Genomic DNA, 16,070 nt, shown 5'->3' on the forward strand with positions numbered 1-16,070 from the left:
CCAGCGTGGATACGTGCTGCCGCAACCGGCGTCAATCTAGCGCTCAACGCCTGCCGGTCCGCTCCGGGAACGCGCTCGCAAGTGCAGCATGATCGGGTCGGACCACGCCGCGTTCGGTAATCAAACCAGTCACCAGGCGCGCCGGCGTGACGTCAAAGCCGTAATTAGCGATCGGCGAGCCCTCGGGGACCACACGCACCATCTCAATTCGTCCATCCGCCGTACGCCCACTCAAATGCGTCACTTCGCTTGCTGCACGCTGTTCGATCGGAATTTGCCGGCCATCATTGATACTAAAGTCGATAGTCGGCGACGGCAGTGCAACATAGAATGGCACGCTGTTGTCGCGCGCGGCGAGCGCCTTCAGGTAGGTACCAATCTTGTTGCAGACATCGCCATTGGCTGCGACCCGATCGGTTCCAACGATCGCCAGATCGACCATGCCGTGCTGCATCAGATGGCCCCCCGTGTTGTCGGGGATGATGGTGTGTGGGACGCCATGGTGGCCGAGTTCCCAGGCGGTGAGTGAGGCCCCCTGATTGCGCGGACGCGTTTCGTCGACCCAGACATGAACGCTGAGTCCCATGTCATGAGCCCGGTAGATCGGTGCCGTCGCCGTCCCCCAATCGACGGTAGCCAGCCAGCCCGCGTTGCAGTGCGTCAAAATGTTGATGGTGCCGCCGGCTTTCTCGGCAGCGATCGCCTCGATGACTTCGAGGCCGTGGCTGCCGATCGCCTGGTTGATCCCGACGTCCTCATCGGCGATCTCGCCGGCACGCTTATATGCTGCCTCCCTGCGCACGGAGGGCGCCAGCGGACGAAGCACAGCCGCCATCTCGTCGAGCGCCCATTTCAGATTGATGGCCGTCGGCCGGGTCGCGATCAGCAGCTTGTATGCGCGATCGAGCGCCACGTCGGACGGATCAGCGTGCATGGCCAACGCCATGCCGTAAGCGGCGGTAGCACCGATAAGCGGCGCACCGCGGACTAGCATGGTTTGGATTGCGTCCGCAGCCTCCTCCGCACTCGTCAGGCTCGCGATGACAAACTCATGCGGCAGCCGCCGCTGATCGATAGCCCCGACGGACCAGCCGTCGGGCTCGAGCCAAATGCTGCGGAAATGCCGGCCGTCGACTTTCATGAACGCAGGATCCGCGCTGCTACCGCGTCGAGCTTCCTGAGCAGTTCCGGATCGCGCGCCTCGGGCGCCGTGATCAGCGCGGTCTCGAGCGCGCGATCGGAGCCGATCGGGCACGGCTCATGCTCGCGCGGAAAATCCTTTGCCAGGCGCGTCACTAGCGCCTTGGCTTTCTCGGCATTTGAACTAAGCACGCGAATGATGTCTTGCACGGTCACCGCATCGTGATCCGGATGCCAGCAATCGAAGTCGGTCACCATCGCGACGCTCGCGTAGCAAATCTCCGCTTCGCGAGCGAGCTTCGCCTCAGGCATATTGGTCATGCCTATCACCGCGTAGCCGAGTTCCTTGTACGTCAGACTTTCGGCAAGGCTCGAAAACTGCGGACCTTCCATGCACAGATAGGTGCCGCTGCGCGCGAAGGGAATGCCTTCGGCCTCTGCGGCGGCCGCCAGATGAATGCGCAAGCGCGGCGATACCGGATGCGCCATCGAGACATGAGCGACGCAGCCTTTGCCGAAGAACGAGCTTTCGCGCTTGTAGGTGCGGTCGACGAACTGATCGATGATCACGAAAGTGCCAGGCGGCAATTCTTCCTTGAACGATCCGCAGGCCGACAGCGACACCAAGTCGGTAACCCCCGCCCGCTTCAGCACATCGATATTGGCCCGGTAGTTGATGTCGGAGGGGGACAGGCGGTGCCCCTTGTCGTGCCGCGGCAGGAACACGATCGGCAGGCCGGCAATGGTGCCAAAGCGGAGCGGCGCGGAGGGCTCGCCCCAGGGGCTCCTGATCGCCTCCTCGCGGACGTTTTCAAGACCCGGCAAGTCATAGATGCCGGATCCGCCGATAATGCCTAGCACGGCGCTGGTCATGGCCTCTCCCGATCAGACTTTCGAAGTAACGTTCGACTATACTGCGACGCAATAATCAAGCATTCTCGAGGGGCCGTAAACGGCGTTTGATAGGTTAACCATGAACGACAAGGAAAAACGCCAATCCATCATCGATGCCTGCCTGCGCATGAATGCGCTCGGCATCAACCAGGGCACTTCGGGCAACATCAGCCTGCGGCATGAGGCCGGCCTGCTGATCACTCCGACCAGCGTCTCCTATGAGACGATGCGGCCCGAGCAGATCGTCTATATGGGTCTCGACGGCTCATTTGATCCGGCGCAGCGGCCATCGAGCGAATGGCGCTTCCACCTGGACATCCTGCGCGCTCGCCCGGACGTGAACGCCGTGGTTCACGCCCACCCGACCTATTGCACGATCCTCGCCATCATGGGTCTGGAGATCCCGCCGATCCACTACATGGTCGCCTGCGCCGGCGGCGACACGATCCGCTGTGCGCCCTACGCCACATTCGGAACGCAGGAACTTTCGGCGCATGCGGTCAAGGCGCTCGATGGAAGGCTGGCCTGCCTCCTCGAACATCACGGCATGATCGCCGTCGGGCCATCGCTGGCAAAGGCCATGTGGCTGGCGGTCGAGGTCGAAACGCTGGCGCGGCAGTACCACGGCTGTCTGCAGATCGGGAAGCCGCGTCTGCTGCCGACCGAAGAGATCGAAAATGTGCGTGTCCGCATGGCCGGCTACGGCCACGCGGATAAATGAGAGCGGGAAGCCGACTGCTGCCGTGACGCGTTACTTGGCGATGAAGCCCGCTTCGTTCATTAGCGAAGCGTTGAGCTTGTCGTCTTCCTCCAGGAACTGCACCATGTCCTTGCCGGTGAGGAAGATCGGCTTCAGCGCCTGCTTTTCCATATAATCCTTATATTCCGGCGTTTGCGTTACTTTCTGAAACAGGTCGACATAGAATGCCTGCTGCTCGGCCGTAACCTTGCCCGGCAGGAACATCGCCCGCAGCATCAGGTATTGGACGTCGAGCCCCTCTTCCTTGCAGGTCGGGATGTCGTTCCAGGATTGCGTTTCGGTGACCTTGGTCTTGTAGGAGATGCGCTCCTTGTCGAACACACAGAGCGCGCGCACCTGGCCGGCGCGCCAGACTTCCAGATTCTCAGATGGATTGTTGACGTTGGCTTCGGTGTGATTCCCGACCAATTGCGTCGCCGCCTCTCCGCCAGACTTGTAGGGCAGATAGGAGAATTTCGCGCCGGTCTTCTGCTCCATGAACACGGTGAGCACGTGATCCTCGCGCTTGGAGCCGGTGCCGCCCATCTTGAAGGGCGAGGATGCAGCCTTCGCTGCCGCAATGAACTCCTTCACTGTCTTGGGACCCGATGCGTTGTCCCACAAAACGAACTGATCCATTGCGACCACCGATACCGGAGTGAGGTCACGCCAGTTGAACGGAATTTTCGCCGACAGCGGCAGCATGTAAATCAGGGAATAGGCGATCAGCACCTTGTTTGGATCACCCTCGCTCGATTTCATATACATTAGCGCTTCGGCACCCGATGCGCCGCCCTTGAGCGAAACCACCATCGGCTGCTTCATCAGATTGTTCTTCTGGATCGCTGCCTGCATCATGCGCGCCATCTGGTCGGAGGCGCCGCCGGCTCCGGCAGCGACGACGATCTCGACGGGTTTGGTCGGCTCCCAAGCGGCAAGTGCCGGCGCGGTCGTAAGAACGGCCGCCAGAGCGGTCGCGGCTCCTGCAAAATGTCTCACGTCTCTTCCCTATGTCTTTATTTAGATTGGCACATCAGGGGCGTGCCTGCATCGCCATTCTGCGGACTGGGAACGCGAAGTTCAAGCCGCGAACGACCACATTGCTACTGACTTTGGGATGAGATTGTAAGAGCGACGCAAAGAATTCGGCCCTCTCCGCGAGCCTGTCCACGCGACGTCGGCTCGCGGCAGCGTCCGCCCAGCGTCGATCTCACGGAAAGACGATGATACCTACTTGCCCTTCCAGTTCGGCGTGCGCTTGTTGAGGAACGCGTCCATGCCCTCTCGAAAATCCTCACTCATATAGGCGCGCAGGATCAGATCCTCGCCCTCATCACGCGACAGCGTGCGGCGGATGCGACGCACCGCCTCCTTCGTCACTTCGAGCGTGATCGGCGCGTGGCTCGCAATGAGCTTTGCGGTCTCGTCGGCGCGGCGCTGCAAGGTCGCGACGTCGGGCACGACTTCATTGAGCAAGCCGAGCGCCAGCGCTTCCGGCGCCTCGACCAGGCGAGCCTTGAAAATCATATCCTTGGTGCGCGCCGGACCGACCAGCGCGACGATGCGCGAAATATTCGACATCGAGAGGCAATTACCGAGCGTACGTGCGATTGGAAATCCGATCCGCGTCGCTTCGGTACCGATCCGGATGTCGCAGCAGGCTGCGATCCCGGCGCCGCCGCCCGTGCAGGCTCCGGCAATCGCCGCAATGACAGGCACCCGGCACTGCTCGAGAGCGCCGAGCACACGGTCGATCCGCGCCTCATAGTCAAGTGCGTCCTGCGCGGTCTTGAAGGCGCGGAATTGCGAGATGTCGGTACCGGAGGCAAAAGCCTTGTCACCGGCACCGGTCAGGATCAGCGCCTTGATCGAGCGGTCCTCGTTGATGCTCTCGCAGATCGAGGCCATCTGCTCGTACATCGCGAAGGTCAGCGCGTTACGCGCCTGCGGCCGGTTGAAAATGATCTTGGCGATCCCCTCCTCGACGGAATAGATCAGGTCTTCGCTGGGAGTGACTGGGGCGTTCATGGCGACCTCTTTCTCTCGTTGTCGGACCGGCTCAGGCGACCGCGGCCTTCGGCATCGGCAAGACGTCGCGCCCCTTGAGCACCTCCATCGCCGCCAACACTCCACCGCTCCGGTGCGGCACCTTGGCCAGGTCCAGCCCCATCTCGACGCCCGACAGCGTGCCCATCAGCATCAAGTCGTTGAAGTGCCCGATATGGCCGATCCGGAAAACCTTGCCTTTGATCTTGTTCAGGCCGGTCCCGAGCGACATGTCGAAGTTTTCCAGCACCACCTTGCGGAAATTGTCGGCGTCATGGCCTTCCGGCATCACCACACCGGTCAGGGCCGGCGAATGCGCTTGGGGATCCTGGCACTGGGTCTCCAGCCCCCACACCTTCATCGCCGCGCGCGTTGCCGCGCTGTGGCGCTTGTGGCGGGCGAAGACATTTTCGAGGCCCTCCTCTTCCAGCATCTTCACGGCCTCTCTCAGGCCCATCAGCAAATTAGTCGCCGGCGTATAGGGCCAAGTGCCCACCTTGTTGATGGCGATCACCTCCTGCCAGTCCCAGTAGGACCGCATCGCAGGGTTGGCCTTGGCCACCGCCAGCGCCTTCTCCGAAACGGCGTTGAAGCCAAGGCCCGGCGGCAGCATCAATCCCTTCTGGGAACCCGCGACCGAGACGTCAACGCCCCAGGCGTCATGTTCATATTCAAGCGAACCGAGGCCGGAGATGGTGTCGACCATCAAGAGCGCCGGATGGTTGATCCGATCCATAATCTTGCGAACCTCGAGGGGGTACGTCACGCACCCGGTGGAGGTCTCGTTGTGGACGATCATGACGGCCTTGATCTTGTGCTGGCGGTCGGCGGATAGCCGCGCGTCGATCTGCTCAAGATCGGCCCCGTGGCGCCAGTCACCGGGAACGAAGTCGATGTCGAGCTTGAACTTGTCGGCAATGCCGCGCCACAACACGGCGAACTGGCCAGTCTCGCACATCAACACCTTGTCACCGGGGGCGAGCGTGTTGACGATCGCGGCCTCCCAGGCGCCCGTCCCCGAGGACGGATAGATGATCACCGGCTGCTTGGTCCGGAATACCCGTTGCATGGCCGCCAGCACCGCATGGCCGAGCTCCGCAAATTCGGGACCGCGGTGGTCCAGGGTCGGCATGTCCATGGCGCGCAGAACCCGATCCGGCACGTTAGTCGGTCCCGGAATCTGCAGAAAATGCCGTCCAGTATGCAGGGTCATGAGGCGTCCTTCCCGGTCTAGCTTGGCGTCGCGAGCCGCTCGAATATCACCATTTTGCGGGCTTGTCCCTCGCCCAACGGTGCCCATCAATGCATAAGAAGCAGGGCTTTGCCTTGCCAAGCCGGTCCTTGGAAGGCAAGAGAATGGTGCAATGCACGAGAACCGACCGGCGGCGGCAATGAGAGCCGAACAGACCCAAAAAACGGCCGACAGCAGCGCGCTCGCTAAGAGCTTGGCCCGCGAGATCACAGGCGATGTGCTTTTCGACGCCTTCAGCCGCGGACGTTACGCGACCGATGCCTCGTTCTACCAGATCGTGCCCGAGGGCGTGGTGGTTCCCCGAACTATGGACGAGGCGCTGCGGGCGCTGACGATCGCGCGCGACGCCGGCCGGATCGTGACTCCCCGTGGAGGCGGCACCTCGCAATGCGGCCAAACCGTTAACCACGGCGTTGTGATCGATTTCTCGCGGCACCTGAATAAAATCCTATCGTTGGATGTGGAGAACCGGACCTGCGTGGTCGAGCCGGGCATCGTGCTCGACGATCTCAACCGCCAGCTCAGAAAGCATGGGCTGTGGTTTCCGGTCGACGTCTCCACCGCCTCACGCGCCACCATTGGTGGCATGGCCGGCAACAATTCCTGCGGCGGGCGCTCGCTGCGCTACGGCACCATGCGCGACAATACGCTGTCGATGGATGCCGCGCTTGCCGACGGCACGCTCCTGCATTTCAGCGAAGTGCCGCGCGATCTCGCGCAGGTGAATTCACCGGACAGCGGGCTGACACTCTTCCGGGACATGCTCGATCTCGGCGAGCGTGAGGCAGCCGAAATCGCAGACAAATTCCCGAAAGTGCAGCGCCGGGTCGGCGGTTATAATCTCGATGCGCTGGTGCCGCGCAATGCGCCGAACAACTTGGCGCATTTGCTGGTGGGATCCGAGGGTACCCTCGCCTTCACCACCAAAGTCGAGCTCAAGCTGTGGCCGACGATCCGCAACAAGGTGCTAGGCGTCTGTCATTTCGGCAGCTTCTACGAGGCGATGGACGCAGCCCAGCATCTGGTCAAGCTGCGGCCGATCGCAGTCGAACTGGTCGATCGCACCATGATCGCGCTCGGCCGGGATATCGCGATGTTCAAACCGGTCATCGCCTCCGCCGTGCGCGGCGATCCCGATGCGATCCTGGTGGTGGAATTCGCTGAGGAGGATCAGGCTGAAAATCTCACGCGGCTGAAGCAACTGGGCGAGTTGATGGGAGATCTCGGCTTCGGCTGGGACAAGCCGCCGCGCAAATGGGGTGGCGTGGTCGAGATCGTCGAACCCGCCCTGCAAAGCGCTATCGCCGACTTCCGTGCCGCCGGGCTCAACGTCATGATGTCGATGAAGCAGGAAGGCAAGCCGGTCTCCTTCGTCGAGGATTGCGCGGTGCCGTTGCCGCATCTCGCTGAATACACCGACCGGCTCAACGCCGTGTTCGCCAGGCACGGCACCAGCGGCACGATGTACGCTCACGCCTCCGAAGGCTGTCTGCATGTCCGCCCCGTGCTTAACCTCAAGCTCGAAAAGGACGTCAAGGCGATGCGCGCCATCGCCGAAGAGGCGTTTGCCCTGGTGCGCGAATACAAGGGCTCGCATTCCGGCGAGCATGGCGACGGCCTGGTGCGGTCGGAATTTCACGAGACGATGTTCGGCTCGCGCATTGTCGCCGACTTCAGGGAGATCAAACATCGGTTCGATCCGAACGGTGTGCTGAACCCCGGCAAGATCGTCGATCCACCAAGGATGGATGACCGTTCGTTGTTTCGCTACTCGCCGCAATACAAGGTCAACGAACTGAAGACCGTACTCGACTGGTCGGCATATCCGGGCGCCGGCGGCGGTTTCCAAGGTGCCGTCGAAATGTGCAACAATAACGGCGCTTGCCGGAAGCTTGAGGGCGGCGTGATGTGCCCGTCCTATCGCGCGACACGCAACGAGAAGGACGTTACGCGCGGACGCGCCAACACGTTGCGGCTGGCCATATCTGGGCAGTTGGGACCCGACGCGCTTTCGTCGGACGAGATGATGGAGACGCTAAAGCTCTGCGTCTCATGCAAGGCCTGTCGTCATGAGTGTCCGACTGGGGTCGACATGGCCAAGATGAAGATCGAGGTATTGGCTGCGCGAGCGGCGAAGCACGGGCTCTCGCTCCGCGACCGGCTGGTTGGCTATTTGCCCCGTTATGCGGGTCTTGCGTCGCGCTTTGCGCCATTAGCCAATTGGCGCAACAGCAGTAGATCGTTACGAGCGCTGTTCGAAAGGTTCACGGGCATCAGTTCGAAACGATCGCTGCCGGCATTCCGGCGCGATGTCTTCAAGACGGACGCGGAAGTCTTTGGTCCGGAACAGGGCCATGAAGTGGTTCTGTTCGCCGACACCTTCAACCGCACCTATGAGCGCGAGAACCTCGATGCCGCGCTGCGTGTACTCGTGGAGGGCGGCTACCGCGTTCATCTCCCGCAGCCCATCGATCGCGCCCGGCCGCTTTGCTGCGGACGCACATTCCTCTCGGCTGGCATGGTGGATCAGGCTCGCACCGAATTGGACCGGTTGGTCGCCACCTACGCGCCTTTCGCAGCGCGCGGCGTGCCGATCGTCGGCCTAGAACCGAGCTGCCTTTTGACCCTGCGCGACGAACTGCTCTCATTGCGTTCCGACGAAATCGCAAGAAACATCAGCGCCCATGCGCTGCTCTTTGAGGAGTTCTTGGTGCGCGAAGCGGAGGCTGGCCGCTTGCGGCTGCCGCTTGGCGCCATCGCCAACAAGGCCCTGGTCCACGGCCATTGTCACCAGAAATCATTCGGCGCGTTCAAACCTGTCGAAAAAGTGCTGCGCCTTGTCCCGGACCTGACTGTCGAAAGCATCGAGTCGAGCTGTTGTGGCATGGCCGGCGCGTTCGGCTACGGCGCTGACACCTACCAAGCCTCGATCGATATGGCTGAACTCTCTCTCCTTCCCGCAGTGCGCCGCGCCGACGACACGACGCTGATTGTTGCTGACGGCACCTCGTGCCGACACCAGATCAAGGATGGCACTGCACGTTCTCCGCTCCATGTCGCGCGCGTGCTGGCCATGAGCCTGGATCGCGCGAAATCCGAAGGTCACTCTACCCCCGTAAAGGAACCCCTCCATGACTGAGTTTACGCTTGATGTTGCCCGAAAGATCCTTGACGCCGCGCTTGCTACGGCCATCGAGAAAAAGCTCAAGCCCCTGGTCATCACCATCCTCGACGCGCGCGGCGCGGTCAAACTGACCGCCGCGCAGGACGGGACCAGCCTGATGCGCGCCGAGATCGCGCATGGGAAAGCCTATGGCGCGCTGGCGCTCGGCATGGGATCACGGGCATTGTTTCAGCGCGCGCAGGAGCAGGCCTATTTCATCGGCGCGGTGAATGCGCTGGCGCAGGGCCGCCTGGTACCGGTGCCCGGCGGCGTACTCGTTCTGGATGGCACCACGCTGCTTGGTGCCGTTGGCGTCAGCGGCGATACTTCGGATAACGATGAGATCTGCGCGATCGCGGGCATCGAAGCAGCCGGACTCAAGGCGAATCCGGGATAGTCGCAAAAGGCGCGACGAGAGCAGATTTCCTTATCCTGGATCGGCCCTATCGCCCGGGCCAGGATGGTTTGCGCTTCTCGCTGAACGCTTTGAGGCCTTCCTTGGCATCCTCGGTCATCGCCAACAACGCGATCTGGCTCTCGGTATAGGCGATGCTCTCGTCGAACGACATCGAGGCTATCGCGCGCATGGCATATTTGCCGCGCCGGATTGCGGTCGGCGACTTGTCGACGATGCGGTTGATCAACCACTCGACCTTCGCGTCCAGCTCGGCCGCCGGCACCACATAATTCAGCAGCCCTGCGGCCTGCGCGGCCTTGGCGTCAAAGGGCTCGCCGGTCAGCGCCCATTCGTTGACCAGGCGAGGCGGCGCCATCGACTGCAATAGGCTCATCACCTGCATCGGGAAGACGCCGACCTTTACCTCCGGAAGGCCGAAGATGACGTGATCGGCGGCCACGGCCATATCGGTCATACATAGCAGGCCCATGCCGCCGGCCATGCACACGCCGCCTACGCGCGCGATCGCGGGTTTGGTCGAATTTTGCGAGAGCCGCAGCAGATCGGCGTAGTCGACGTTCGGTTTGGAATAATCCATCGAGAAGGCGGCGCCGCTGTTCTGCAGGTCGGCCCCCGCGCAAAAGGCCTTGTCGCCCGCTCCTGTCAGCACGATGACGCGGACAGCGCTGTCATCATGAGCGTCGCGGTAGCCTCTTGCGATGCCCGCGATCACGTCACCATTGAGCGCATTGCGCTTGTCCGGTCGGTTGATCGTGATCCAGAAGGCCTGGCCTCGCTTCTCCAGGATCACGCTGCTGGTCTCGGTCATCTGGCCCACCTGTTCTTGCCGTTTCCGGCAACCATTTGCGGCAGGTGGCGGCCGACTGCAAGAGCGATTTAGGCTGAGACCCGAGCCTTCCGGACCCAAACCTTGTTGTCGTGGAACGCGGCGCCGCCGACAGGGGCGACCGTCTCGGCGCCCGTCAGCGTATTGATGCCGCGGCCACCAATATGGGCCTTATTTGGGTGGATGGATTCGGCGATCAGCACGCCGCGACGCACGCCGTCAAACAGCTTCGCCGTTAGCGTCGTTTCGCCGCGCATGTTGCCGAGCGTCACCGCATCGCCGTCGGCAATCGAAAGAGCGGCCGCGTCGTCCGGATGGATCATCACCGTTGGCTTACCCTCACGGGCCCGGGATCCCGGCGTCTCATTGAAGCTGGTGTTGAGGTAGCTCCGTGACGGCGAGGTTGCCAGCCGGAACGGATGCTGCTCATCGGCCTCTTCAATAATGGTCCAATGGTCGGGTAGCGACGGCATCTGATCCCACGGCCCTAAACCGGCGATCCCGAAAGGCGGATGCGCCCAATCGGCCTTGAAGTGGAACTTCTTGTCCGCATGTGCAAAGCCGTCGAGGTAGTGCGAGGTCCGGAAATCTGGCTGGATGTCACGCCACAAATCCGCCTCAAGCCTCTCGATATCGCCATGACCGCTCTTCTTCAGCGTCACGTCGATCAATTCACGCGGTGACATCTCAAAGCCGGGATGGACTGCATTGAGGCGGCGCCCGAGTGCCTGAATCACTTGATGGTTGCTGCGGCATTCGGCCGGAGGCTCGATCAGCTTGGGTCCAACTGAAATGTGCTGGTGACCGCCGCCGTAATAGAGATCGTCGTGCTCCATGAACATCGTCGCGGGCAGGACGATATCGGCCATGGCTGCGGTCTCGGTCATGAACTGCTCATGGACCGCCACGAACAGGTCCTCCCGAGCAAACCCTTCGCGCACCAAGGTCTGCTCCGGCGCCACCGTCACCGGATTGGTGTTCTGGATCAGCATCGCCTTGACCGGCGGTCCGCCCTTCAAGGCCTCGGCGTCGCCGGTCAGGATACGTCCAATCCTCGATTGATCGAGCCAACGCGTGGTGCGGTCGATCGCATCATGTCCCTCGATGACGGATTCGTTGAATTTCCAGATCGCGGCATTGTTGAAAAATGCGCCGCCGCCTTCATATTGCCAAGCGCCAGTCACCGCCGGGATGCAGAGCGCCGCGTGCATTTGCGCCGCACCATTTCGGCTTCGTGTGAAGCCGTAGCCCAGGCGGAAGAACGAGCGTTTGGTTTGGCCGACCAGGCGGGCGAAAGCCTCGATCTCCTCCACCGGCACGCCTGATATCGAGGAAGCCCATTCGGGCGTCCTGGTGGCGAGATGTGCTTCCAGTTCATCCGGGCAATCCGTATAGCGATCCATGTAGGCGCGATCTGCGTAGCCTTCGCGAAACAGCGCATGCATGACGCCGCAGGCGAAAGCAGCGTCGGTGCCGGGCCGCAGGATGATCTTCACGTCAGCCTGTTTCACCGTGTCATTGTTGTAGATATCGATCGCGGCAATCTTGGCGCCCCGCTCCTTCCGAGCGCGCATCGCGTGCGTCATGACGTTGACCTGGGTGTTCACCGGGTTGGTTCCCCAGATCACGACGAGGTCGGAGACGCCCATTTCACGCGGATCAACGCCGGCGATCTTGCCGGTGCCAACCGAAAATCCGACGCGCGCGATATTCGCGCAAATCGTGGAATAGAAGCGGGAGTATTTCTTGACATGCGCCAGGCGATTGATGCCGTCGCGCATCACGAGCCCCATGGTGCCGGCGTAGTAGTAGGGCCAGATCGACTCGGCCCCGAATTCGCGTTCGGCCGCATCGAAGCGCGCGACGATCTCGTCTAACGCCTCGTCCCAGGAAATGCGGTCAAACTGGCCGGAGCCCTTCGGCCCGGTTCGCCGCATCGGGTAGAGGAGCCGCTCGGGATGATGGATACGCTCGGCATAACGCGCAACCTTGGCGCAGACGACACCTGCTGTATAGGTCTGCAACTTTGAGCCGCGGACCCGTCCAATCGAGCGGCCCTCGATCACTTCGATGTCGAGCGCACAGGCCGACGGACAATCGTGCGGACAGGTTGAATGGCGAATGTCGATCTTGGCGCGCTCGTTCATGCCAAATAGGTAACATCAAATTCCAGCGCCGCCGAGGGGGATTGTCGGGAATTTGCGTGCGAAACAGGGCATAAGCCGGGTTCCGCCGAGCAGCGACATCAATCGCCGGGGAGCGTGCGGATTCGACTCGCCGGGAGAGCAAGTCGTGTCGGTCGGGGAGCGTCCGGTATGATGTCTGGGCCGACGAAGTCTGGGCCGACAGGCTCGGCCTGCGCCGTGTCCGAAACCCAATTTATAGCCGACGGATGACTAACCACCATGCCGATCAGGGCGATGACGATGAGCAACGGCAAAGCAATGAGCTTGATGCTCCAGCTTTGATAGATGTTCTGGTCGTCGTCAGGGGGCTGGTCGAATGAGTCGTGCATGGATCTCTCCACATTGCGGTCCCTGACGTGGGGTTACCGCAATGCGCGCCACCACCCTGTGAGCAGCTTCACAGGCCCGACGAACTCACCGCGTTGTGAAAGATGTCACGGAACGTGCTATTCGCTGCCGTTTTCCGATCCAGAATCGACCAGGGTCTGTAGTTCTTCCGGCTTCAGCACCACGATCGCACCATGCTCGAGCCGCACCCAGCCACGCGTGGCCCAAACCCGGAGCTGCTTATTGATGCTTTCACGGGTCATGCCGACCATCTCGCTGATCTCTTGCTGGGTGATGGCAATGACACGACCTTGCGGCTCAGGCTTGTGCTTTTCGGTAAGGCGAAGCAAAGCACTGGCGACCCGCCCCGGAAGGTCTTGCAGGATGACCTGTTCGACTTGATCACTGGTCCAGCGCAGCCGTATGCACAGGAGCTCGATGAACTTCATCGCAAGCGCCGGCTGGCTTCGGACGAAGGGAATGAATTCGCGCTTATCGATGATGAAAAGTTCGCAATTGCTGTTCGCGGTAGCGTCGGCTGTCCGCAACCCTGAATCGAGCACCGCGATCTCGCCGAAGATCTCTCCGGCCTCGATCAGGTTCAGGATCGCGTTGCGACCATCGGGCGATGAGATGCTGATTTTGACGGTGCCCGATATGACAGCAAACAGGCTTGTGCCCGGATCTCCCTTCGAGAAGATCGCAGCTCCGCGCTTCAGCGTCGTGTGCTTGGCGTAACGACAAAGCTGCTCGAACGCCTCGGGTTCGAGATCGACAAAGTATGGATGCTTGCGGAGAACCGACAATTTGCTGGTCGAAAATCCGCGAGTCTCGCCCGTTTTATCCTGGGGCACGCTCGTTACAACTCCGAAAGCAAAAATTGCCTGGGATGTAGTTCTTCCGTAGTCAACCAAAACCGGCTTTTCAACTGGAAAGCGGTTTCCTACGTTGATGTGAGTGTAACGCTCCGATCCTGACGTGGGAAGCCAGCCGTCCGGAGCCCCTCTCCTGTCTCGCCCAAGTAGCCCTCGCCTGCATCTGCCACCTGGACGGCACGTGCGACACATCCGACAACTCTACGACAAACTTAAGTAATTTCAGCTTCGCGCTCGAAAAGTGACTGCGCCAATTTGCTGGAGCGCTGCCGCGCACCCCTGGCCTTGTCACCCGGGGCGATCTGGGTCTATTTGCCGCCCTCGTCCGCGAGAAAGCGACCGAACGACCCGCGCGCAAACAGCAGGGGCTCCTGCCGGTTGTAGGAATAGGCCTCAACCGCACCCAAGAATATGACGTGATCGCCGCCATAGTAGCGATTGACGGCACGACATTGAAAGTTGGCGCCGCAGTCGGCGATGACGGGTGCGTTTCCCAGTCCAGGCGTCCAGCTCACCCCGGCGAATTTATCGTTTGAGGATTTTGCAAATTGCGACGCCAATGCCTGCTGGGACGCGCCGAGCACATTGACAGTGAAGTGGCTCGAATTCTGGAAGATGGGCAGGCCCTGCGAGAACAGGCCAAGGCTCCACAACACCAACGGCGGATTCAGCGATACCGACGCAAAGGAGTTGCAGGTGACGCCATATGGCCTGCCGTCCGCGGCCATCGCCGTCACGATTGTGACACCGGTCGCAAATGCGCCCAGCGCATTCCGAAAATCCCGTGGATCGATCGGCGAGTTTCCGCTGGCAAATTCATTGGCCGGGTCGGCCGGATGCTTGGGTACATCAGACATCCGGTGAACCTCAGAGCGTCAGATTTTCGGACGGCAAGCCCAGCGCCACGCGTCCATAGTTGGTCCCCGCCGCATCGAAATTGAAGGCAAGGTGTGAATTGACCGCATGGGCGTCGCGGAACTGCCGCTGCAACGTACCTGATGTGAAAAGGCTGCGCGCCCCGCTTGCGGCGAACAACAGCGATACCGCCTCGCTGCAGAGATTGACTGAGAAAGCGCCGTCGCGCCGCAGCCTGGTCTTGGCGGCGATATCGGGGATATGGCCGCTCCGTACGTCCGCCATCGCGCCAATGCAGTTCGCTCGCATGATCAGGCGCGCCGCATCGATCTTGGCGGAAGCTTCCGCGATCTTGATCTGTGTGCTCTGCATGTCGCCAAGCTTGGCGCGATTGGAGGTCGAAACGCGATGGCGGGCGATCCCGACATAGTCGTCGAGACATGCCTGTGCATTGCCGAGGGCAACGCCTGACAAGACATATGGAAACAGCGCAAAGACCGGCAGCGCGTAGAGCGGGTTCGGATTGACCGAACTGCCAGGCGTCGGCCCACCCGCGAGATCGCTCACCGCGATCGACATCGAATTTGCGACAAAGGCTCCCTCGACCTCGACCTCATTCGAGCCGGTCCCGCGCAGGCCGGTCGCGTTCCAGATATCCTTGATCCTGTAGTCCCGCCGATTGAGCAGGAATATCCGATATTCGACGCCATCGGCCTCGTCCTCCGAGGAGACCACGCTGCCAAGCATATTCCATTCGCAGGATTCGACGCCCGACGAGAATGGCCAGCATCCGATCAACACGTAGCCGCCATCGACCTTCCGCGCCCGGCCGGCGGGGAATATGAAGGAGGACGCAATCAGAGTATTCGGTTCCTTGCTCCAGACCACATCCTGAGCCTGTGGATCGAACATCCCAAGCATCCAGTGGTGGCTCGCAAGATTGGCGAAATTCCACGCAACGGAGGCATCGCCCTGCCCCAGCGCATCGGCACAATCGATCAGCGCGACATAGTCGAGCTCCGCGCCGCCGACGCGCCTTGGCTGCAGAATCCGGAACAGGCCGGCGTTATGCAGATCGTACTCGGTCTCCGCCGGCAGGCGCCGTAATTCCTCGGTCCGTGCCGCCCGCTCGCGAAGTGCCGGAATGAGTGCCCTGGCACGCGCGACCATGGCCACATAATCTTCTGCTTGCCGCTCGATAGGCGAGCTTCCACCGGGGCTGTGGCCGTCCGTTGCCATTGGCGTTTTCCCGCTCGGCCTTTCTGATCCCAAAGTGGCCAAGACCGCTCGCAGTTTATCGCTTGAACACCACGGATCAAGACTCCTCGCGGCATCCCGACGTGAACGAG

The 16,070-nt window shown here is 61.4% G+C and carries 14 protein-coding genes; 3 read left to right on the plus strand and 11 right to left on the minus strand.

Annotated features, from left to right (window positions below; all coding sequences use genetic code 11):
- Positions 1–43: 43 nt before the first annotated feature.
- Together mtnA and AC5ZG5_RS21390 are read right to left on the minus strand one after the other, a co-directional pair.
- Entirely contained in the window at positions 44–1,141 is a 1,098-nt protein-coding gene (gene mtnA / locus AC5ZG5_RS21385) for an S-methyl-5-thioribose-1-phosphate isomerase (protein ID WP_456643133.1), read from the minus strand.
- Complete coding sequence (locus tag AC5ZG5_RS21390; RefSeq protein ID WP_456643134.1) at positions 1,138–2,013, minus strand: S-methyl-5'-thioadenosine phosphorylase; 876 nt, start codon at positions 2,011–2,013, stop codon at positions 1,138–1,140. The genes mtnA and AC5ZG5_RS21390 overlap by 4 nt, the downstream gene beginning before the upstream one ends.
- A 100-nt stretch (positions 2,014–2,113) precedes the next feature.
- On the opposite strand from AC5ZG5_RS21390, the gene AC5ZG5_RS21395 reads away from it, so the two are divergent.
- Positions 2,114–2,755 carry a class II aldolase/adducin family protein gene (locus tag AC5ZG5_RS21395; protein WP_208824448.1) on the plus strand — a complete coding sequence of 214 codons (642 nt, stop codon included), beginning with the start codon at positions 2,114–2,116 and terminating at the stop codon, positions 2,753–2,755.
- Positions 2,756–2,785: 30 nt separating this feature from the next.
- Here AC5ZG5_RS21395 and AC5ZG5_RS21400 read toward each other — a convergent pair whose 3' ends face one another.
- The 3 genes from AC5ZG5_RS21400 to AC5ZG5_RS21410 all read right to left on the minus strand — a co-directional run bounded on the left by AC5ZG5_RS21400 (position 2,786) and on the right by AC5ZG5_RS21410 (position 6,032).
- On the minus strand, positions 2,786–3,772 hold the full coding sequence (locus AC5ZG5_RS21400) for a Bug family tripartite tricarboxylate transporter substrate binding protein (RefSeq protein WP_456643135.1): 987 nt from the start codon (positions 3,770–3,772) through the stop codon (positions 2,786–2,788).
- 231 nt (positions 3,773–4,003) lie between these two features.
- Positions 4,004–4,801, minus strand: a complete 798-nt coding sequence (locus AC5ZG5_RS21405; RefSeq protein WP_130223594.1) for an enoyl-CoA hydratase/isomerase family protein — start codon at positions 4,799–4,801, stop codon at positions 4,004–4,006.
- A 31-nt stretch (positions 4,802–4,832) separates the two neighbouring features.
- The gene (locus tag AC5ZG5_RS21410; RefSeq protein ID WP_456643136.1) at positions 4,833–6,032 is read right to left on the minus strand and encodes a pyridoxal-phosphate-dependent aminotransferase family protein; all 1,200 of its coding nucleotides are present in this window, start codon (positions 6,030–6,032) and stop codon (positions 4,833–4,835) included.
- Between the two features lie 178 nt (positions 6,033–6,210).
- Here AC5ZG5_RS21410 and AC5ZG5_RS21415 point away from each other — a divergent pair, with 178 nt between their 5' ends.
- Together AC5ZG5_RS21415 and AC5ZG5_RS21420 are read left to right on the plus strand one after the other, a co-directional pair.
- Positions 6,211–9,210: an FAD-binding and (Fe-S)-binding domain-containing protein gene (locus AC5ZG5_RS21415; RefSeq protein WP_456643137.1), complete on the plus strand. Its 3,000-nt coding sequence runs from the start codon at positions 6,211–6,213 to the stop codon at positions 9,208–9,210.
- Positions 9,203–9,631, plus strand: coding sequence for a GlcG/HbpS family heme-binding protein (locus AC5ZG5_RS21420; RefSeq protein WP_028164903.1), 429 nt, complete (start codon positions 9,203–9,205; stop codon positions 9,629–9,631). The genes AC5ZG5_RS21415 and AC5ZG5_RS21420 overlap by 8 nt, the downstream gene beginning before the upstream one ends.
- Positions 9,632–9,677: 46 nt before the next feature.
- Here the strand turns inward: AC5ZG5_RS21420 and AC5ZG5_RS21425 are convergent, their stop codons facing one another.
- From AC5ZG5_RS21425 to AC5ZG5_RS21450, 6 genes are all read right to left on the minus strand, one after another.
- Complete coding sequence (locus tag AC5ZG5_RS21425) at positions 9,678–10,460, minus strand: enoyl-CoA hydratase/isomerase family protein (protein ID WP_130223602.1); 783 nt, start codon at positions 10,458–10,460, stop codon at positions 9,678–9,680.
- A 68-nt stretch (positions 10,461–10,528) separates the two neighbouring features.
- Positions 10,529–12,625 (minus strand): molybdopterin oxidoreductase family protein, encoded by a 2,097-nt coding sequence (locus tag AC5ZG5_RS21430; RefSeq protein WP_456643138.1) that lies wholly within the window; start codon positions 12,623–12,625, stop codon positions 10,529–10,531.
- A gap of 98 nt (positions 12,626–12,723) precedes the next feature.
- Positions 12,724–12,993, minus strand: coding sequence for a hypothetical protein (locus AC5ZG5_RS21435; protein WP_130223606.1), 270 nt, complete (start codon positions 12,991–12,993; stop codon positions 12,724–12,726).
- A 117-nt stretch (positions 12,994–13,110) separates the two neighbouring features.
- Positions 13,111–13,845: a Crp/Fnr family transcriptional regulator gene (locus tag AC5ZG5_RS21440; RefSeq protein WP_027582438.1), complete on the minus strand. Its 735-nt coding sequence runs from the start codon at positions 13,843–13,845 to the stop codon at positions 13,111–13,113.
- A gap of 329 nt (positions 13,846–14,174) precedes the next feature.
- A complete protein-coding gene (locus AC5ZG5_RS21445; RefSeq protein ID WP_456643139.1) occupies positions 14,175–14,723 on the minus strand; it encodes a flavin reductase family protein in 549 nt (182 codons plus the stop codon).
- Positions 14,724–14,733: 10 nt separating this feature from the next.
- A complete protein-coding gene (locus tag AC5ZG5_RS21450) occupies positions 14,734–15,960 on the minus strand; it encodes an acyl-CoA dehydrogenase family protein (protein ID WP_456643140.1) in 1,227 nt (408 codons plus the stop codon).
- Positions 15,961–16,070: the final 110 nt, after the last annotated feature.

It is taken from the genome of Bradyrhizobium sp. Ses1, from assembly GCF_059512365.1.